Raw genomic sequence first — 17,689 nt, 5'->3', positions numbered from 1 at the left:
CCCAACGGTTTCTTCGGGCCGCGCTTGTTCCGCCGGCTGATCCGTGATAGCGAGCCGGCCAGTTACCGAACCGAGAGGCGATAGCGATATGACCGACACGACGGCGAGCAACGGGCAGGATCAGGCGACACAGGCGGGCGGGCTGCCGCTGGTCGTGCATGCGCAGTACATCAAGGATTTCTCCTTCGAGAACCCCAACGCGCCTATGAGCCTGCAGCCGACCGGCAAGCAGCCCGATGTCGAGGTTGGTGTCGATGTGCAGGCGCGCCGGATGCGAGAGGAAGATCCCGTCTTCGAGGTCCTGCTGACGATCCGCGCCCAGACCAAGAACGAGGAGCAGCAGCTGTTCCTGCTGGAGCTGACCTATGGCGGCGTGTTCAGCCTGCGCGGCGCGCCGGAGGAGCATCTGCACCCGATGGTGATGATCGAGTGCCCGCGCCTGCTGTTCCCCTATGCCCGCGCCATCGTTTCCGAAACCACGCGCGACGGCGGCTACCCGCCGCTGATGCTGCAGCCCATCGATTTCGTGGAGCTGTACCGGCGTCGCCTGGCCCAGCAGGGCGATTCCCTGGCCAACAGCGAGGCCGAAGGCACCGCCTGAGGCGCCGGCGCTAGAAGAGCCCTGATTTCAGCCCTCTTTCAGCCAGATCGGGTTCTTCAGCTTCTCCAGCATGCGTGCATGCGCCTCCAGCTCAGCCGGGATGGGGGCGTGCGCGCGCACCGGGCGTTTCTGCTCGGCACCGGGCGGCACGACCAGGACTGTGTCGGCCACCTGCTTTTCCTCGCCCGTCCCGGCCAGCAGAAGGCCCGGCTCCCGGCCGCCGATGAGTTCCAGATAGACCGCGGCCAGCAGGTCGGCATCGACCAGCGCGCCATGCAGGTCGCGATGGCTGTTATCGATGCCAAAACGCCGGCACAGCGCATCCAGGCTGCTCTGTGCGCCCGGGAATTTCCGGCGGGCGATGGCCAGCGTATCGACAGCGCGATCCTTCGGCAGGGCGGGATGGCCGAGTTGTGTCAGTTCCGCGTTCAGGAACCGCATGTCGAACTCGGCATTGTGGATCACCAGCCGGGCATCGCCGATAAAATCCAGGAAGTCCTGTGCGATCACGGAAAATACCGGATAGCCGGCGAGGAAGTCGGCGGACAGGCCGTGGACCTTGAATGCCTCTTCCGGCATGTCCCGTTCGGGATTGATATATTGCTGATAGGTACGGCCCGTCGGCAGGAAATTATCCAGCTCGACACAGGCGATTTCGACGATGCGATGGCCCGCCTTGGGGTCAAGGCCCGTGGTCTCCGTGTCGAGCGCGATCTCACGCATGCTGTCTCCGTCGGCGGTGGTAAAGGTCCGGGTTCTCCCGGATGAGTCTGACGATGCGTTTCAGCTGCCGCAAGCTTCTATCGTGGCCGAGGCCGGTGGTGACGACGAAATCCGCGCGCCGGCGCTTCTCGGCATCCGGCGTTTGCTGCCGCAGGATCTGCGCGAACTTCTCCGGCGTCATGCCCGGACGGGCGAGGACACGCCGCGCCTGCAGCAAGGCGGGGGCGGAAACCACGACAACCGCATCCATCCGGGCGGCGCCGCCGGTCTCGTACAGCAGAGGGATATCCAGAACCACGAGCGGCTGGTGGCGGCGGCGCATCCGCTTCAGAAAGGTGCGCTCCGCTTCGCGGACCATCGGATGCAGGACGGCTTCCAGCTGGCGCAAGGCGGCCGGATCGGCGAACACGATCCCGCCGAGGGTGCGCCGATTGACGGCCCCATTCTCGACCGCCCGGGGAAAAAGCCGCTGGATCGCCGGAACCGCCTTGCCGCCGGCTCCCAACAAGCGATGCACGGTGGCATCGGCATCGTGAACGGGTACTCCGAGCCGGCGCAATGACCGGGCGGCACTGGTCTTGCCCATGCCAATCGAGCCGGTGAGGCCGAGGATGAACATCAGCGTTTCAGGAGGCCGTGCTGGCGCAGGAAATCCAGCAAAGGCAGCAGGGGCAGACCCAGGATGGTAAAATAATCGCCCTCGATACGGCTGAACAGCTGTGCACCAAGTCCTTCCAGCTGATAGGCGCCAACCGAACTCTGCACGGCATCGCCGGCCGCATCAAGATAGGCTTCGATGAATTCCTCGCTCAGGGGCCGCATCGTCAGGCGCGCGGTCGACAGCTCATGCCAGATGCGCTGCCCGTCCCGGGCGACGACGATGCCGCTGGACAGCGTGTGGGCGCGGCCCCGCAAGGCCTGCAGATGGGCGCGGGCATGATCGCGGTCGCCGGGCTTTTCGAACCAGACATTGTTGCAATCGAGCATCTGGTCGCAGCCGATGACCAGCGCACCGGGGCGCTTGCGGGACACCCGCAGGGCCTTCGCCTCAGCCAGGGCGACAGCGGTATCGCCGGCGCTGGCACCCTCCGCCTGCAGGGCGATACGGATTTCCGCCTCATCGACCGGCGCCGTCTCGATGATGAAATCCAGCCCGGCGCCGCGCAGAAGCTGCGCACGGATGGTGCTGCCGGAGGCCAGGATCAGTGTGGTGTCGCTGGTGGCGTCCCCTGCCAGGAGGGTCGCCCCGCTCTTAGTTCCGGTCGATGTCACTGTCTTTACGGTCCTGATAAATCTGCAGAATTTCGGTTGCTGTTTCCTCGATGGAACGCCGAGTCACATCGATGACCGGCCAGCCCTGCCGTTCGAACAGGCGGCGGGCTTCCGTGACCTCGCGGCGAACTTCGTCGAGATTGATATAATCGCTCTCGGAGCCCTGATTGAGCATCAGCAGCCGGTTGCGCCTGATCTGCACCAACCGGTTCGGATCATTGGTCAGCCCGACGATCAGCGGGTGCGTGGCCGTGGTCAGCTCGCGCGGCAGGCTGATGCCCGGCACCAGCGGCACGTTGGCGACCTTGAAGCCGCGATTGGCGATATAGAGACAGGTCGGCGTCTTGGAGGTGCGGGACACACCGACCAGCACGATATCGGCAAGGTCGATATCGTGCAGATGCTGCCCGTCATCATGCATCAGGGTGAACTGCATCGCCTCGATGCGGCTGAAATAGGCCGCATCCATTTCATGCTGCCGGCCGGGGCGGCCACGTGCCTTTTTCCCCAGATAATGATGCAGCGCGCCCAGAACCGGATCGAGAACCGAGATCACCGGCACCTTCAAGGCGCGGCCAGCCGCCTCCAGCTTGCTGTGGAGATGCGGGTCCACCAGCGTGACCAGGACCGGGCCTGGATGCGCTTCGATGCCGGCAATGACCTTGTCCACATGGGCCGCCGTGCGGACCAGGAACCAGGTGTGCTCGATGGCCTTGACCCCCTCGAACTGGACAAGGCAGGCACGGGCCACCTGATGGATCGTCTCGCCCGTGGAGTCCGAGACGAGATGCAGATGGACCGGCCCCTCGGTGGCCATCATACCAGGAGGCCCGGCTCAGCCTGTGAATAATCGTGAATCCGGGGGATAAAGGCCGACTTATCCCCCGCGCCGCCAGAACGATCCCGGCACCGGGTTTTTCCCACGGGCATTTGTTCTGCCCGGGACAAATATCCGGGGGACTGCGGGAAAAGGGTCCTACCCAAGCGAGATTCCAATTTCATCCCCATGATTCAGCTTTTCAGCATAGCCCGGTCGAATGGCCAGCATGGCTTGGAGAATGCCGCTTACAGCCGATGAAATCCACAGTGGCGCCGATGGCATAAGACAATGTGACCAAGCCTGTGGAGAAAGCCGGCGATCCGAATAATCCCCGATCCTCACCCCTACATACTACCGCTACCACTATATTTTAGAGTCTAGTTTAGGTAAGGAAATACAGGCCTTAGCGCTATCGGCCCCGCCTTCAGGAGACGAAAATGGCTGCCAAACCCGCAAAACGGATGCTGCGTGCCCTGAGCGGGGAGCGACTCGATAAACCGCCCTTCTGGCTCATGCGTCAGGCCGGGCGTTATCTGACGGAATAGCGCGTAGTACGCAGCCAGGCCGGGGGCTTCCTCGATCTCTGCTATTCGCCAAAGCTTGCCTGCGAGGTGACGCTGCAACCCATCCGCCGCTATGGGATGGATGCTGCCATTCTGTTCTCCGACATTCTCGTCGTTCCCCACGGGCTGGCACAGCAGGTGGCTTTCAAGGAAGGCGAAGGCCCTGTTCTCGACCCCATCCGCAACGCCAGTGAACTGAAGCGTTTGTCCTTAGATAGTTTTCACCAACGCGTGGCCCCGGTCTATGAGACGGTTTCCCGCCTCGCCGAGGCCCTGCCCAAGGAAACCACGCTGATTGGCTTTGCCGGATCGCCATGGACGGTCGCGACCTATATGGCCGAAGGCGGCGGCAGCAAGGAATTCGTTGCCGTGAAGCGCTGGGCCTATGGCGATCCGGAAGGTTTCGCACAGCTGATCGATCTGCTGGTCGAGGCCACCATCGCCTATCTGAAGCGCCAGGCTGAGGCCGGTGCCGAGGTGCTGCAGCTGTTCGACAGCTGGGCTGGCGTGCTGCCGGAGCCGGCCTTCCGGCGCTGGTGCATCGAGCCGACCCGAAAGATTATTGCCGCGCTGAAGGGGAGTCATCCCGATATCCCGATCATCGGTTTTCCACGCGGGGCAGGCACGCTGTGCCATGATTATGCGATGGAGACCGGTGTGGATGCGGTCTCGCTGGATACGTCCATGGAGATCAGCTGGGCGGCCAGGACGCTGCAGCCGAAACTGCCGGTGCAGGGCAATCTCGACCCGATCCTGCTGGTTGCCGGCGGCGAAGCCCTCGACCGTGAGGCGGACCGTATCCTCGAGGGATTTTCGGGCGGCGCGCACATCTTCAATCTCGGCCATGGCGTGACTCAGACGACACCGCCGGAGAATGTCGAGCGGCTGGCGCGGCGTTTGCGCGCAGATGGCTAGGATCGGGCTGGAAAGTGCGGACAGGAGTACCACTTCTTCGCCATGACAAAGACAGCCATTATCCTCTTCAATCTTGGCGGCCCGGACCGGCCGGAATCGGTTGAGCCCTTCCTGTTCAACCTGTTCAACGATCCGGCGATCATTTCCCTGCCGAATCCATTCCGGTTTCTGGTTGCCAAGCTGATCTCGCGCAAGCGCGCGCCGATTGCCCGCGAGATATACGATCATCTGGGCGGCGGTTCGCCGCTGCTGCCCAATACGCAGGCCCAGGCCAGTGCCCTCGATGCTGCTCTTTCGGACATCGGCGAAGTGAAGAGCTTCATCGCCATGCGCTACTGGCATCCGATGACGGCCGAGACGGTCCAGGCGGTGAAGGCTTTCGCGCCGGACCGCATCGTCCTGCTGCCGCTTTATCCGCAATATTCGACGACCACGACAGCGTCTTCATTACGTTTATGGAATAAAGAAGCGGAGAAGGCAGGTCTTTCTGTCCCGACGCATGTTATCGGCTGTTATCCAAGGTCTTCCGGCTATATCCGCTCCGTCGCCGAACTGGTGCGCAAGGCCTATGACGGCATGAATGGGCCCAGGCGGGTGCTGTTTTCTGCCCATGGCCTGCCAAAGAAGGTCGTGGACAAGGGCGATCCCTATCAGTGGCAGGTAGAACGCAGCGCCGAGGAGGTCGTGAAGGCGCTGAATATCCCGGATCTGGACTGGATCGTCTGTTATCAGAGCCGTGTCGGTCCGCTGGAATGGATCGGTCCCTCAACCGATGCGGAGATCCAGAGGGCAGGCAATGACGGTGTTGGCGTTATCGTTTGTCCTATTGCTTTTGTTTCAGAACACTCTGAAACTCTTGTAGAAATCGAAATGGAATATCGGGAGCTGGCAGAGGAATCGGGCGTGCCGGCCTTCGCCAGGGTGCCGACGCCTGGTGACCATCCGTTGTTCATCGACGCGCTGGCCAAGCTGGTGCGCGAGGCGGTTCTCCGGCCGGTGGGGGTGGATTGCGGTGAGGGAACGCGAATCTGCCCGGCGCAGTTTGGAAAATGCGCCTGTCGGCAGGTTGCCTGAGGATCGGTCAGTACAGGATTTCGTGAGTCGAGAGGGTTAGGGATGGGCGATCTCTATTCTTGGATCAAGGCGCTGCATGTGATCAGCGTGATCGCCTGGATGGCGGGCATGTTCTACCTGCCGCGGCTTTATATCTATCATGTGGCGGCACCGGTCGGCTCACCGCAGTCCGAGACCTTCAAGGTAATGGAACGCCGGCTGCTGCGGGCGATCATCAATCCGGCGATGTTTGCCACCTTCATCTTCGGCATCTGGATGCTGGTCCTGCTCGGCCCCTCCGTCTGGTCAGAGGGCTGGTGGTATGTGAAGCTGACGATGGTCATCCTGATGGGCGCCTATCACATGTTCCTCTCGCGCTGGCGGCGTGACTTCGAAGCCGACCGCAATCAGCGCTCGGCGAAATTCTATCGATTTGCCAATGAAGTACCGACGGTGCTGATGATCGTGATCGTCATCATGGTTATTGTGAAACCCTTCTGATCCGGGGCAAAACGAAAGAAACGTCAGAGGCGTGGTGCGATGGCGGATTGACTTGCTGCTTAGGACGCACTATTTGTCTGAAAAATATGGCGTTCGCTCGCCATCAATATCATTCCCAAAAAAAACCGCCCGCTTCCACCGGCTTTCATGCCGATCGTCCTTCCACAAGGACCGTTCGTTGGAACGCGCTTCTGGTTTCCCCACCACCTGAAAATTAAGAAACATCCATGCATTTGCAGGAACTCAAATCCAAATCGCCTTCCGAGCTGCTGGCCTTTGCCGAAGAACTGGAGGTGGAGAACGCCAGCACCCTGCGCAAGCAGGATATGATGTTCGCCATTCTGAAAAGACTGGCGGAAAAGGACATCCCGATCTTCGGGGAAGGCGTGCTGGAGACACTGCAGGACGGTTTTGGATTCCTGCGATCCCCGGAATCGAACTATCTGCCAGGTCCGGATGATATCTATGTCTCGCCGAGCCAGGTGCGCCGTTTCGGGCTGCGGACCGGCGATACGGTGTCAGGTCAGATTCGGGCGCCGAAGGATGGCGAACGTTATTTCGCGCTGCTGAAGGTCAACGAGATCAATTTCGAGCCGCCGGAGGCTGTGCGTCATCGGATCAATTTCGACAATCTGACGCCGCTCTATCCGGACGAGAAGCTGAAGTTCGAGATCGACGATCCGACGGCCAAGGACCCGACGACTCGCGTCATCGATCTGATCTCGCCGATGGGGAAGGGGCAGCGCGCGCTGGTGGTGGCGCCGCCGCGCACAGGTAAGACAGTGATGCTGCAGAACATCGCCCATGCGATTGCCGCCAATCATCCGGAAGTCTATCTGATCGTCCTGCTGATCGACGAGCGGCCGGAAGAAGTGACGGACATGGACCGCTCGGTTAAGGGCGAGGTCATCAGCTCGACCTTCGACGAACCGGCCAGCCGCCATGTCCAGGTCACCGAGATGGTGCTGGAAAAGGCCAAGCGCCTTGTCGAGCACAAGCGGGACGTTGTCATCTTGCTTGATTCGATCACCCGCCTGGCTCGTGCCTACAACACCGTCGTGCCGTCCTCCGGCAAGGTGCTGACCGGCGGTGTCGATGCCAATGCGCTGCAGCGCCCGAAGCGCTTCTTCGGTGCCGCGCGTAACATCGAGGAAGGTGGCTCGCTGACCATTATCGCCACCGCGCTGGTCGATACAGGCAGCCGCATGGACGAAGTGATCTTCGAAGAGTTCAAGGGTACGGGCAATTCGGAACTGATCCTGGATCGCAAGCTGGCCGACAAGCGCAGCTTCCCGGCCATCGACATCACCAAGTCCGGTACCCGTAAGGAAGAGTTGCTGGTCGATAAGGGCACGCTGTCCAAGATGTGGGTGCTGCGCCGCGTGCTGATGCCCATGGGCACGGTCGATGCGATGGAGTTCCTTCTCGACAAGCTGAAATATTCCAAGACCAACTCCGACTTCTTCGATTCGATGAACACCTGATCTGGCGTCGGTAGGGCTGGGTATGAAAAAAGGGCGGGAGATTTCTCCCGCCCTTTCTCTATCGGCTGTTTCACGTGAAACAGAGTCCTACCCGGGTAGGGACCCGGTTACGGCAGAAAGACCGTCGAGCCGGTGGTCTTGCGCGCTTCCAGATCCTGGTGAGCCTTAACGACATCCTTCAGCGGATAGGTCTGGTTGATGTCGATCTTCACCTTGCCGGATTTCACGATGTCGAACAGCTCTGCCGACATGGCCAGCAGATCTTCCCGCTTGGCGGTATAGGTCATCATTGTCGGCCGGGTCAGGAACAGCGATCCCTTGGCGGAGAGCACGCCCAGCTCCAGCGGCGGCACATTGCCGGAGGACTGGCCGAAGGCCACCATCAGGCCCAGCGGGGACAGGCAGTCCAGCGACTTCATGAAGGTGTCCTTGCCGACACCGTCATAGACCACCGGTACGCCCTTGCCGCCGGTGATCTCCTTCACCCGTTCGACAAAATCCTCCTGCTTGTACAGGATGGTGTGGTGACAGCCATGAGCTTTTGCCAGCTCGGCCTTCTTCTCGTCGCCGACCGTACCGATGACGGTGGCCCCCAGTGCAGCGGCCCACTGGCACAGGATGAGGCCGACACCGCCGGCGGCGGCATGCATCAGGATTGTATCGCCTTGCTTCACCTTGTAGGTGCGGCGAATGAGATACTGGGTGGTCAGGCCCTTCAGCATCATGGCTGCGGCCTGCTGATCGCTGATGCCCTCGGGGATCTTCACCAGACGGTCAGCGGCGATGATGCGGGCTTCGGAATAGCTGCCGGGAGGGCCGGCGGCATAGGCAACGCGGTCGCCTTCCGCCAGATCCTTCACGTCAGGCCCGACAGCCTCGACGATGCCGGCACCCTCCATGCCAATGCCTGAGGGCAGGGGCAGGGCGTAAAGGCCACTGCGGTGATAGGTGTCTATATAGTTGAGGCCAACCGCAGTATGGCGGACGCGGGCCTGGCCGGGGCCGGGGGCGGGCAGATCAATTTCCTGCCATTGCATTGCTTCCGGGCCGCCGGGCTGCTGAATGCGGATTGCTTGGACCATTGGGCTTTTTCCTCAGGACAGGTTGTTTTTCAGGAAGGCAGCTGTGCGCTGATGCGCCAGCGTGGCAGCTTCCTTGTTGTAATGCTCGCCACCGATGCGGGCGAAGGCGTGATCGACCCCCGGATAGACATGGGCCTCGACCTGAGGATGATCCTTCAGGCCGGCCAGGATCTTCTCCTGCGCCTCTTTCGGCACGAACTTGTCGAGGGCAGCAATGTGCATCAGCAGGGGGTTCTTGATCTTTGCGGATTCGCCCAGCAGATCCTGAATTCCGACGCCGTAATAGCTGACATTGCAGTCGGCATCGGAGCGGGTGGCCATCAGATAGGCCATCTTGCCACCGAGGCAGAAGCCCATCGTACCGACCTTGCCGTTGCTGCCATCGATGCTGCGGGCGACCTTGATGGTTTCCACCAGATCGGAGACGCCTTTCTCGACATCGAAGCCGTTGAACAGCTCGAAGGCGCGTGCCCATTCGGCTTCGCTCTGGTCGGTGATCTGGATGCCGGGCTCCTGGCGCCAGAACAGGTCTGGGCAGATTGTGATGAAGCCATCGCTGGCAAGGTCGTTGCAGATATCCCGCATCACCTCATTGACGCCGAAAATCTCCTGGATCACCACAATGACAGGGGCAGGCGTCACCTTGGGTTTGGCGACATAGGCCATGAAAGAGCCGCCATCGGCGGCTTTGATATTTATCTCGGGCATTTGTTCCTCCGAGTGTGCACAGATGGGGAGATCATGGCGGCTTGAGGCAAAGATTCAAGCCGCTCCTACAATCCGGCCAGAAGCGGAAGCGCTGGCGCTTCATGGTCCAGCAGCCGGGCCTTGGTTTTCTTGCCATCGCCGCCGCTGAAACCCACCAGAGTGCCATCCTTGCCAATCACCCGATGGCAGGGAACGATCAGCGGGATGGGATTGGCGCCGCAGGCGGTGCCAACAGCGCGGGGATTGGAACCAATGCGCTGCGCGATATCGCCATAGGTGAGCGTCTCGCCATAGGGGATGGTCAGCATTTCCTGCCAGACGGCAAGATTGTGATCCGATCCACGCAGGTTGAGCGGCAGGTCGAACTGCTTCAGCTCTCGTGCGAAATAGCTGGATATCTGCTTGGCAGCTTCCTGCAGGACAGGATTCTCGCTTTTATCCGGGCCGCCTTGCGCGAATCGCACCGCACAGATTGCGCCATCCTGCACCGTCAGTGTCAGGGGACCAACGGGGCTGTTCAGAGTGAGGCGGGCGAGCGGCGCAGTCATGTATCGCTCCGGGCGGTCAGCAGGGCCTCGCTGAGCGCTTTTGGCTCCCGCAGGGGCAGGGAACAGCGCTGGCCGACGCACAGGTACGCAGCGCTCTGCAAAGTGCCTTCCAGCGCGGTGCTGGCCGGGTGGTTCGAGGGCAGGGCGCCCTTCTGCCCCAGCTGGTGCAGGATCAGGCCCGGCGCGGAGACTTCGGCGATGGCGCGCAGCAAGCCGACATAGGTCGGTGTTGCCGGATCGCCCGTGAGGGTAATCTGTAGCGGCCGCTGTGCGATGTCGCAGCCATTGAGGAAGGTCGCCAGCGGGAAGAAATTGCGCCCGATCTCGCCGGCAAAGCGTGGGATCAGGCGATCGGCCTTGCCGCGGTAGCTGTCGTCACCAGTCAGGTGATAAAGCGTTGTCAACACCTGCAGCATGGTCCCGTTTCCGGCCGGGACGGCATTATCCTGGACATTTTTGGCGCGTAGCACGACATCATTCGTGTCGTCGGCGGTGGTGAAATAACCGCCACTATCATGATCCCAATAGTGGCGGTCCAGCACATCCACCCAGGCAATGGCCTGGCCAAGGAAACGCTGATGACGGGAAATCTGGAACAGCGCGAGCGCCGCGGAGGCCATGTTGGCATAATCCTCCAGCGTTGCCGGGTGGCGCAGGATATCGCCGCGCCGGCTGTGCCGCAACCTTCCATCGAGGGTCATCTTCTCGACAACATAATCGAAGGCCCGGATGGCCGCACGGAGCCAGTCAGCATGGGCAAAGGCAAAGCTGGCTTGAGCGAGGGCGCGGATCATCAGCCCGTTCCAGTCGGCGAGCACCTTGTCGTCCCAGCCGGGCCTTTCCCGCTGCGCGCGATGCTCGAAAAGGAACTGCCGGATTTGTGCGAGCTGGCTCTCCGCCGCACCATTCCCGAGATCGGGCCGGCGGTTTCGATGCAGGATGGTCACGCCTTCCCAGTTGCCCTCCGGCGTCACATCATAGGCGCGCTTGAAGCTCTCCAGGGCCTCGCCCGGCAGGTGAGCGAGCAGCTGATCGATCTCAGCCTCGCGCCAGACATAGAATTTGCCTTCCTCGCCTTCGCTGTCGGCATCCAGCGAACTGGCGAAACCACCTTCATCGGTGACCATCTCGCGGAGAACCCAGCCGATCGTCTCCTCCAGGCGCTGGCGGAACAGTGGGCGGCCAGTCTCCAGCGCCGCATGGGTCAGCATTTCGATCAGCTGGGCATTGTCGTACAGCATCTTCTCGAAATGCGGCGTCAGCCACTGCGCATCGGTCGAATAGCGGGCAAAACCGCCCCCCAGATGATCGTAGATGCCACCCTGGCACATGCGTTCGAGTGTTAGCAGCACATAATCGCGAGAGTCCTGATTGCCGCTACGCAGCCAGTGCCGCCACAGCAGCATCAGCATGCCAGGCTGGGGAAATTTCGGCGCCCCGCCGATGCCGCCATGGATCGGATCGATCTCCCGGTGCAGTCGCTCGGCGATGCGATCCAGCAGGCCCGGCTCGATACCCTCACCCGCCGCCGGCTCGGCCAGTTGCCGCAGCGCCTGGCGCAGTGCGCTGGCATTGCGCGACACCTTGTCGGAACCCTCGGCATGAGCATCCGCGATGGCCTGCAGCACCGCCTTGAAGCCAGGCCGACCGTAGCGGGCTTCCTTTGGAAAATAGGTACCGCCCCAGAACGGATCGCCGTCAGGCGTCAGGAACATCGTGAGCGGCCAGCCGCCCTGTTCGCCCAGAATGGCAAGGGCGGACTGGTAGATGTGATCGATGTCGGGGCGTTCCTCACGATCCACCTTCACATTGACGAACAGCCGGTTCATAAGCGCAGCTGTCTCGTCATCCTCGAAGCTTTCATGGGCCATGACGTGGCACCAATGGCAGGCGGCATAGCCGACGGACAGCAGGATCGGCTTGCCCTCGGCTCGGGCGCGATCCAGCGCCTCGCGGCCCCAGGACATCCAATGGACGGGATTATCCTTGTGCTGCAGGAGATAGGGGCTGGCTTCTTGTGCTAGGAGGTTGCCGCTCATCTGTGCCTTTCCCGCCTGCTGTGCCCGGTATAGGGTTGATTTCGGCTTGGCTGTGCCAGTCTTAATGGTTGGCAATCCGTCGCTTGACTTCAAGTCTGCGGACGGTCTGGACGTCGATCAGGATCGTCAGGGCCAGAAAATCGTTACGCAAGCGGTATATGAGGTGTCCATGAAGATCACGGTCAATATCGATTGCACGCCGGAAGAGGCCCGACGCTTCTTCGGATTGCCCGATGTCCAGCCGATGCAGGAGGCCGTGATGGCCGAATTGCAGGAAAGGCTGCTTGGTGGCATCAAGCAGATGGATCCGGACACCATGCTGAAGAACTGGTTCCAGGGAGTGCCCAGTGGTATGGCCTCGATGGAAGCGCTTCAGAAAATGTTCTGGAGCCAGTTCGGTGACGCCGGAAATAAGGGAGAAAAGACAGAGTGACCGATATCTCGACCGGAATTACCGATATGAATCAAGAGGACTTCGAGCAGTACTACCGAAGCCATGTGTTCTGCTGCACGAACCGCCGGCCTGACGGGCACAAGCGCGGTTCCTGTGCCGAACGGGGCGCGGAGCCGCTTCGCGCCTACATGAAGGCGCGGGCGAAGGAGCTGGCACTTCCCGGTGTCCGCATCAATATGGCCGGTTGTCTCGACCGCTGTGAGCTTGGCCCTGTGCTGGTCATTTACCCGGAAGGCGTCTGGTACACCTATCAGAGCCAGGCCGATATCGATGAAATTCTGACCGTGCATTTGCGTGACGGCGGCCGGGTCGAGCGGCTGCTGCTGCGCCCCGAGGACGGGCCGGACAAGGCCGGCTGACATTCTCCGTTTCAGGCAGCGGGATGACATCTCCAGAGACCATCTTTGCGCTGGCGACGCCTCAGGGCCGCTCCGGCGTTGCTGTCGTGCGGCTGTCGGGCCCATCTGCCGGTGCGGTTTTGCAGAAGATAACGGACGGACGCTTGCCGCCGGGCCGGAAGGCCGTGCTCCGGTCCGTGCGGGACCCGGAGACGGGCGAGGTGCTGGATTCGGCGCTGATTCTCTGGTTTCCAGCCCCCGGCAGCTTCACCGGTGAGGATGTGGCGGAGCTCCATCTGCATGGCGGCCGTGCGGTTATCGCCGCAGTGATGCAGGTCCTGTCGCGCCAGCCTGGCTTGCGTTTGGCCGAACCTGGCGAATTCACGCGCCGCGCCTTTCTGGCGGGCAAGATGGACCTGACCTCGGTCGAGGGGCTCGCGGATCTGATCGATGCGGAGACAGAGGTGCAGCGGCGCCAGGCTCTGCGCCAGATGGGCGGCGCCCTGTCGGCGCTCTATGAGGGCTGGCGTGCGCGGCTGTTGCGGGTTCTGGCGCATGCGGAGGCGATCATCGACTTTCCGGATGAGGATCTGCCGGAAGAAACCAATGCGCATCTGCGGGCCGGGGTGATGGCTCTACTGGAAGAAATCGACGCGCATCTGGCGGATTCCCGGCGTGGCGAGAGGCTGCGCGAAGGTATCCGTGTCGCAATCATCGGGCCGGCAAATGCCGGGAAATCCAGTCTGCTGAATTGGCTGGCCGGGCGTGATGCGGCCATCGTCTCTGCTACTGCGGGAACCACGCGCGATGTCATCGAGGTGCATCTGGACCTGGGCGGCTACCCAGTTTTGCTGGCCGACACGGCAGGCTTGCGGGAGACCGTGGATGCGCTGGAAGAAGAGGGAATACGACGGGCGCGGCGTTGGGCGCAGGATGCGGACTACCGTATTTTGCTGCTCGATGGCGCAGCGTATGATGAGCGGCAAGCTGCGGAATTCACGAGCCAAGAGAATCCATCTCTTGTGGCTGTAAATAAGTCAGACCTCATGATGTCGTGGCCTACCAGCGCTACTGCGGTAGGTGAGACCCTGTCTGTTTCGGTGAAGTCAGGGCAGGGAATGGCCAATTTTCTGGCGCGGCTGGAGCTGGAGGTAGCGCACCTGGCGGCTCCCGGAGAGGCACCGGCGCTGACGCGGATTCGCCACCGTATGGCCCTGGAGTCTGCGAGGGAATCGCTGATGCGGTTTCTTCAGGCACCGTCGCCTGATCTGGCGGCCGAGGATTTGCGGCTGGCTGTGCGGGAGATCGGGCGGATTACCGGCCGCGTGGATGTCGAGGATCTGTTGGACGTCATCTTCCGAGATTTCTGCCTCGGGAAATGACGGGGTGATAGTTGCTGGCATGTTTCACGTGAAACACCGCTTTATGATCGGCGTCTGACTCGCTAAAGTCCGGCCATGCAAAGCTATGATGTGATCATTGTTGGCGGCGGGCATGCCGGATGCGAGGCGGCAGCCGCTTCGGCGCGCCTTGGCGCCCGCACGTTGTTGTTGACGCACCGGCTCGGCACGATCGGTGCGATGTCCTGCAATCCGGCCATTGGTGGCCTGGGCAAGGGCCACCTGGTGCGGGAGATCGATGCGCTGGATGGTGTGATGGCCCGTGCCATTGATCGCGCGGGCATCCAGTTCCGGCTGCTGAATCGCAGCAAGGGCGCTGCCGTACGCGGACCCCGTGCGCAAGCCGACCGACGCCTCTACAAAGAAGCGATGCAGTCTTTGCTGGCGGAACAGTCGGGCTTGTCAATCCAGGAGGGGGCGGTCGAGGATTTGCGCCTTGGTGCCCACGGGAAGGTGACAGGCGTTATCCTGGCCAGCGGCGAGGAAATCGCGGCCGCCGCAGTCGTGGTTACGACGGGCACTTTCCTGCGCGGGATCATCCATCGTGGCGACGAGCAAATTCCGGCAGGCCGGGTTGGCGAAGCGCCGGCTCTCGGTCTGGCGCGAACGCTGGAGCGCGCCGGCTTCGCGATGGGGCGGCTGAAGACGGGGACACCGCCTCGGCTGGACGGCAAGAGCATCGATTGGGCGGCGCTGGAGGTTCAGCCAGGCGATGAGCCGCCGGTGCCATTTTCCTTTCTGACCGACAGGATCACCACGCCGCAGATCGTCTGCCATATCACGGAGACGCGGCCGGAAACCCATGAGATCATCCGCGCCAATCTTCATCGCTCGGCGGTTTATTCCGGACAGATCGAAGGAACCGGGCCGCGCTATTGTCCGTCCATCGAGGACAAGGTGGTGCGCTTCGCAGAGAAGGAGCGGCACCAGATTTTCCTGGAGCCGGAAGGGCTGGACGATGACACGGTCTATCCCAACGGCATCTCCACCTCTCTGCCCGTTGACGTGCAGGAGGCGCTGATCGCGACGATGCCGGGCCTGGCACAGGCACGCATCCTGCAGCCGGGCTACGCCATCGAATATGATTTCATTGACCCGCGCGAGCTGACGCCAAGCCTGGAGACGCGGCGTCTGCCGGGCCTGTTTCTCGCCGGCCAGATCAATGGTACCACCGGCTATGAAGAGGCGGCAGGGCAGGGGCTGGTCGCCGGTATCAATGCGGCCTTGCTTGCGGGCGGCGCATCGGAGCCCTTCATGCTGGACCGCGCCGAGGCCTATATCGGCGTGATGATCGACGACCTGGTGACGCGCGGCGCGGACGAACCCTATCGGATGTTTACCTCCCGCGCCGAATATCGCCTGCTGTTGCGCGCCGACAACGCCGACCAGCGGTTGACCGAAAAGGGAATGGCGCTCGGTGTTGTTGGAAGCGAGCGGGCACGAGTCTTCTCGGAGAAGAAGGCTGCTTTGTCTGAAGCGCGGACTCTGCTGGAGGGTCTGCGGGCAACTCCGACGACGCTGGCCCGGCAGGGCGTCCCGATTAATCAGGACGGCGTGATCCGTTCGGCGGCAGAACTTCTCTCCTATCCTGATATTAACCTGTCGCGCTTGGCGGAGATTTGGCCGGAGCTGTCCGCTATTGAGACCTCCATTGCCGAACAGCTTGAGATCGACGGGACCTATGCGGGGTATCTCAAGCGCCAGCAAGCCGATGTCGATGCCTATCGCCGGGATGAATCTCTACTGCTGCCCGACGGGCTCGATTATGGGTCGGTTGGTGGACTGTCGACGGAAATTCGCGACAAGCTAAACCGGGCGCGCCCGGCCACCCTGGGTGCTGCAGCCCGCATCCCTGGGGTGACCCCAGCGGCACTGACAGCTCTGTTGCGCCATGTGCGGAACCGCTCTTCAGCCGCGAAAGACGAGGTTGATCTTGCCGGGTGAGGCGTCATTAGCGCCTTTGACGCCGGGAGACGTCCAGATGGCCACGAATGTTTCACGTGAAACACTGGAGCGTCTGGAGGCCTATGTGGCGTTGCTGGCCAAATGGCAAAAAGCAGTCAACCTGGTCGGTCCTCGTACGCTAAAAGATGTTTGGCGTCGCCATATTCTCGATTCCCTTCAGCTAATGCCGTATAGTCCTAAAGAAACCGCTTCTGCGCTCGACTTTGGAAGTGGCGCCGGCCTGCCGGGACTGGTCCTGGCAATCGCGGGGGTTAGGGGGATGGTTCTGGTCGAATCGGATGCACGCAAGGCTGCCTTTCTTCGGGAGGCGGCGCGGGTGAGCGAGACGGAACTGGAGGTCTTTCATGGCCGGATCGAGACGCTTCCGGCCAGGAGGGCCGATCTGATAACCGCCCGGGCGCTGACAAATGTGGCCGGACTCCTTGGCTATACTTGGCCATACCTGAAGCCGGAGGGCCGGTGCCTTTTCCTCAAGGGCAAGGGTGTCGATGAGGAGCTAAAAGAGGTGGAATCGCTTTGGGAAATGCGGGTCACCAAATATCCCAGCCGCACGGCGCCGGACGGGGTGATCCTTCAACTGGAGGGCATACGTCATGTTGGAGATGCTTGACGAGTCTGAAGCGCCGGCCGCCATGGTGCGGCAAGGGCCGCGTATCATTTCCGTGGTGAATCAGAAGGGCGGCGTCGGCAAGACGACGACCACCATCAATCTGGGGACGGCACTTGCCGCGTGCGGGAAATCGGTATTGCTGATCGATCTCGATCCGCAGGGCAATGCATCAACCGGCCTCGGTATCCCAAGGACGGCCCGCGAACAGGATATCTACGCCGTGATCTGCGACGGGCTGGATATTGGGGCTGCTGTGGCACCGACGGTCATTCCGGGCATGTCGATCGTGCCATCCTCGGTCAATCTCTCCGGGGCCGAGATCGAGCTGGTGAATTTCGAGCGCCGCGAATACCGCATGCAGGATGCGCTGGCGGGCCTTGCCGATTCCTACGATTATGTCCTGGTCGATTGCCCGCCGTCGCTTGGCTTGCTGACGCTGAACGCGCTCGTCGCCTCGGATGCGGTGCTGGTCCCGCTGCAGTGTGAATTCTATGCCCTGGAAGGGCTGAGCCACCTTCTGAACACCATCAAACGGGTGAAGAAGAACCTGAACCCGCGGCTGGAAATTCAGGGCGTGGTGCTGACCATGTTCGACCGCCGCAACAACCTGTCG

The 17,689-nt window shown here is 61.8% G+C and carries 18 protein-coding genes and 1 pseudogene; 11 read left to right on the top strand and 8 right to left on the bottom strand.

Annotated elements, in window-relative coordinates; translation table 11 throughout:
- Positions 1 to 88: 88 nt before the first annotated feature.
- Entirely contained in the window at positions 89 to 601 is a 513-nt protein-coding gene (gene secB, locus MK313_RS02540; protein ID WP_287779994.1) for a protein-export chaperone SecB, read from the top strand.
- A gap of 27 nt (positions 602 to 628) precedes the next feature.
- Here secB and dnaQ read toward each other — a convergent pair whose 3' ends face one another.
- Genes dnaQ through MK313_RS02520 form a run of 4 tightly spaced genes read right to left on the bottom strand, consistent with a single transcriptional unit; the run spans position 629 to position 3,416 of the window.
- On the bottom strand, positions 629 to 1,324 hold the full coding sequence (gene dnaQ / locus MK313_RS02535) for a DNA polymerase III subunit epsilon (RefSeq protein ID WP_287779993.1): 696 nt from the start codon (positions 1,322 to 1,324) through the stop codon (positions 629 to 631).
- Positions 1,317 to 1,943 (bottom strand): dephospho-CoA kinase, encoded by a 627-nt coding sequence (coaE, locus tag MK313_RS02530; protein WP_287779992.1) that lies wholly within the window; start codon positions 1,941 to 1,943, stop codon positions 1,317 to 1,319. Before coaE ends, dnaQ begins: the two co-directional genes overlap by 8 nt.
- Positions 1,943 to 2,596: a Maf family protein gene (locus MK313_RS02525; protein WP_287779991.1), complete on the bottom strand. Its 654-nt coding sequence runs from the start codon at positions 2,594 to 2,596 to the stop codon at positions 1,943 to 1,945. The genes coaE and MK313_RS02525 overlap by 1 nt, the downstream gene beginning before the upstream one ends.
- Entirely contained in the window at positions 2,577 to 3,416 is an 840-nt protein-coding gene (locus MK313_RS02520; RefSeq protein WP_287779990.1) for a pyruvate, water dikinase regulatory protein, read from the bottom strand. Before MK313_RS02520 ends, MK313_RS02525 begins: the two co-directional genes overlap by 20 nt.
- A 437-nt stretch (positions 3,417 to 3,853) precedes the next feature.
- Between MK313_RS02520 and hemE the strand changes: the two are divergent.
- From hemE to rho, 4 genes and pseudogenes are all read left to right on the top strand, one after another.
- Positions 3,854 to 4,894: pseudogene (gene hemE, locus MK313_RS02515) on the top strand (uroporphyrinogen decarboxylase).
- Between the two features lie 42 nt (positions 4,895 to 4,936).
- Positions 4,937 to 5,968 (top strand): ferrochelatase, encoded by a 1,032-nt coding sequence (gene hemH / locus MK313_RS02510; RefSeq protein WP_287779989.1) that lies wholly within the window; start codon positions 4,937 to 4,939, stop codon positions 5,966 to 5,968.
- 42 nt (positions 5,969 to 6,010) lie between these two features.
- Positions 6,011 to 6,448: a protoporphyrinogen oxidase HemJ gene (gene hemJ, locus MK313_RS02505; protein WP_287779988.1), complete on the top strand. Its 438-nt coding sequence runs from the start codon at positions 6,011 to 6,013 to the stop codon at positions 6,446 to 6,448.
- 227 nt (positions 6,449 to 6,675) lie between these two features.
- The gene (gene rho / locus MK313_RS02500) at positions 6,676 to 7,932 is read left to right on the top strand and encodes a transcription termination factor Rho (RefSeq protein ID WP_008943222.1); all 1,257 of its coding nucleotides are present in this window, start codon (positions 6,676 to 6,678) and stop codon (positions 7,930 to 7,932) included.
- Between the two features lie 107 nt (positions 7,933 to 8,039).
- On the opposite strand, the gene MK313_RS02495 is transcribed toward rho, so the two are convergent.
- The 4 genes from MK313_RS02495 to MK313_RS02480 form a co-directional block, all read right to left on the bottom strand.
- A complete protein-coding gene (locus MK313_RS02495; RefSeq protein WP_287779987.1) occupies positions 8,040 to 9,014 on the bottom strand; it encodes a quinone oxidoreductase family protein in 975 nt (324 codons plus the stop codon).
- Positions 9,015 to 9,026: 12 nt separating this feature from the next.
- The gene (locus MK313_RS02490; protein WP_287779986.1) at positions 9,027 to 9,722 is read right to left on the bottom strand and encodes a dienelactone hydrolase family protein; all 696 of its coding nucleotides are present in this window, start codon (positions 9,720 to 9,722) and stop codon (positions 9,027 to 9,029) included.
- A 65-nt stretch (positions 9,723 to 9,787) separates the two neighbouring features.
- Complete coding sequence (locus MK313_RS02485) at positions 9,788 to 10,270, bottom strand: methylated-DNA--[protein]-cysteine S-methyltransferase (RefSeq protein ID WP_287779985.1); 483 nt, start codon at positions 10,268 to 10,270, stop codon at positions 9,788 to 9,790.
- Positions 10,267 to 12,309: a thioredoxin domain-containing protein gene (locus MK313_RS02480; RefSeq protein WP_287779984.1), complete on the bottom strand. Its 2,043-nt coding sequence runs from the start codon at positions 12,307 to 12,309 to the stop codon at positions 10,267 to 10,269. Before MK313_RS02480 ends, MK313_RS02485 begins: the two co-directional genes overlap by 4 nt.
- 169 nt (positions 12,310 to 12,478) lie before the next feature.
- Here MK313_RS02480 and MK313_RS02475 point away from each other — a divergent pair, with 169 nt between their 5' ends.
- The 6 genes from MK313_RS02475 to MK313_RS02450 form a co-directional block, all read left to right on the top strand.
- Complete coding sequence (locus MK313_RS02475; protein ID WP_040706404.1) at positions 12,479 to 12,742, top strand: DUF6489 family protein; 264 nt, start codon at positions 12,479 to 12,481, stop codon at positions 12,740 to 12,742.
- Between the two features lie 26 nt (positions 12,743 to 12,768).
- A complete protein-coding gene (locus MK313_RS02470; protein WP_040706405.1) occupies positions 12,769 to 13,122 on the top strand; it encodes a (2Fe-2S) ferredoxin domain-containing protein in 354 nt (117 codons plus the stop codon).
- Between the two features lie 23 nt (positions 13,123 to 13,145).
- Positions 13,146 to 14,483, top strand: a complete 1,338-nt coding sequence (mnmE, locus tag MK313_RS02465) for a tRNA uridine-5-carboxymethylaminomethyl(34) synthesis GTPase MnmE (protein WP_287779983.1) — start codon at positions 13,146 to 13,148, stop codon at positions 14,481 to 14,483.
- A gap of 75 nt (positions 14,484 to 14,558) precedes the next feature.
- Positions 14,559 to 16,445, top strand: coding sequence for a tRNA uridine-5-carboxymethylaminomethyl(34) synthesis enzyme MnmG (gene mnmG / locus MK313_RS02460; protein ID WP_287779982.1), 1,887 nt, complete (start codon positions 14,559 to 14,561; stop codon positions 16,443 to 16,445).
- A 16-nt stretch (positions 16,446 to 16,461) separates the two neighbouring features.
- Positions 16,462 to 17,076 carry a 16S rRNA (guanine(527)-N(7))-methyltransferase RsmG gene (rsmG, locus tag MK313_RS02455; protein ID WP_416054105.1) on the top strand — a complete coding sequence of 205 codons (615 nt, stop codon included), beginning with the start codon at positions 16,462 to 16,464 and terminating at the stop codon, positions 17,074 to 17,076.
- Positions 17,060 to 17,689 (top strand): ParA family protein (locus MK313_RS02450; RefSeq protein WP_287779980.1); only part of this gene is annotated, 630 nt, incomplete at its 3' end. The genes rsmG and MK313_RS02450, both read left to right, overlap by 17 nt.

Source organism: Oceanibaculum sp. (assembly GCF_022449305.1).
Classification (GTDB): Bacteria; Pseudomonadota; Alphaproteobacteria; order Oceanibaculales; family Oceanibaculaceae; genus Oceanibaculum; species Oceanibaculum indicum.
Note: the sequence above shows the minus strand (reverse complement) of the source record. Positions and strands in the feature narration are given on the sequence as shown.

What these genes read in the sequence shown, in the direction of transcription:
- secB (WP_287779994.1), top strand. Translation starts at nt 89, where the DNA reads ATGACCGACACGACGGCGAGCAACGGGCAGGATCAGGCGACACAGGCG.
- dnaQ (WP_287779993.1), bottom strand. Translation starts at nt 1,324, where the DNA reads ATGCGTGAGATCGCGCTCGACACGGAGACCACGGGCCTTGACCCCAAG.
- coaE (WP_287779992.1), bottom strand. Translation starts at nt 1,943, where the DNA reads ATGTTCATCCTCGGCCTCACCGGCTCGATTGGCATGGGCAAGACCAGT.
- MK313_RS02520 (WP_287779990.1), bottom strand. Translation starts at nt 3,416, where the DNA reads ATGATGGCCACCGAGGGGCCGGTCCATCTGCATCTCGTCTCGGACTCC.
- hemH (WP_287779989.1), top strand. Translation starts at nt 4,937, where the DNA reads ATGACAAAGACAGCCATTATCCTCTTCAATCTTGGCGGCCCGGACCGG.
- hemJ (WP_287779988.1), top strand. Translation starts at nt 6,011, where the DNA reads ATGGGCGATCTCTATTCTTGGATCAAGGCGCTGCATGTGATCAGCGTG.
- rho (WP_008943222.1), top strand. Translation starts at nt 6,676, where the DNA reads ATGCATTTGCAGGAACTCAAATCCAAATCGCCTTCCGAGCTGCTGGCC.
- MK313_RS02495 (WP_287779987.1), bottom strand. Translation starts at nt 9,014, where the DNA reads ATGGTCCAAGCAATCCGCATTCAGCAGCCCGGCGGCCCGGAAGCAATG.
- MK313_RS02490 (WP_287779986.1), bottom strand. Translation starts at nt 9,722, where the DNA reads ATGCCCGAGATAAATATCAAAGCCGCCGATGGCGGCTCTTTCATGGCC.
- MK313_RS02485 (WP_287779985.1), bottom strand. Translation starts at nt 10,270, where the DNA reads ATGACTGCGCCGCTCGCCCGCCTCACTCTGAACAGCCCCGTTGGTCCC.
- MK313_RS02480 (WP_287779984.1), bottom strand. Translation starts at nt 12,309, where the DNA reads ATGAGCGGCAACCTCCTAGCACAAGAAGCCAGCCCCTATCTCCTGCAG.
- MK313_RS02475 (WP_040706404.1), top strand. Translation starts at nt 12,479, where the DNA reads ATGAAGATCACGGTCAATATCGATTGCACGCCGGAAGAGGCCCGACGC.
- MK313_RS02470 (WP_040706405.1), top strand. Translation starts at nt 12,769, where the DNA reads ATGAATCAAGAGGACTTCGAGCAGTACTACCGAAGCCATGTGTTCTGC.
- mnmE (WP_287779983.1), top strand. Translation starts at nt 13,146, where the DNA reads ATGACATCTCCAGAGACCATCTTTGCGCTGGCGACGCCTCAGGGCCGC.
- mnmG (WP_287779982.1), top strand. Translation starts at nt 14,559, where the DNA reads ATGCAAAGCTATGATGTGATCATTGTTGGCGGCGGGCATGCCGGATGC.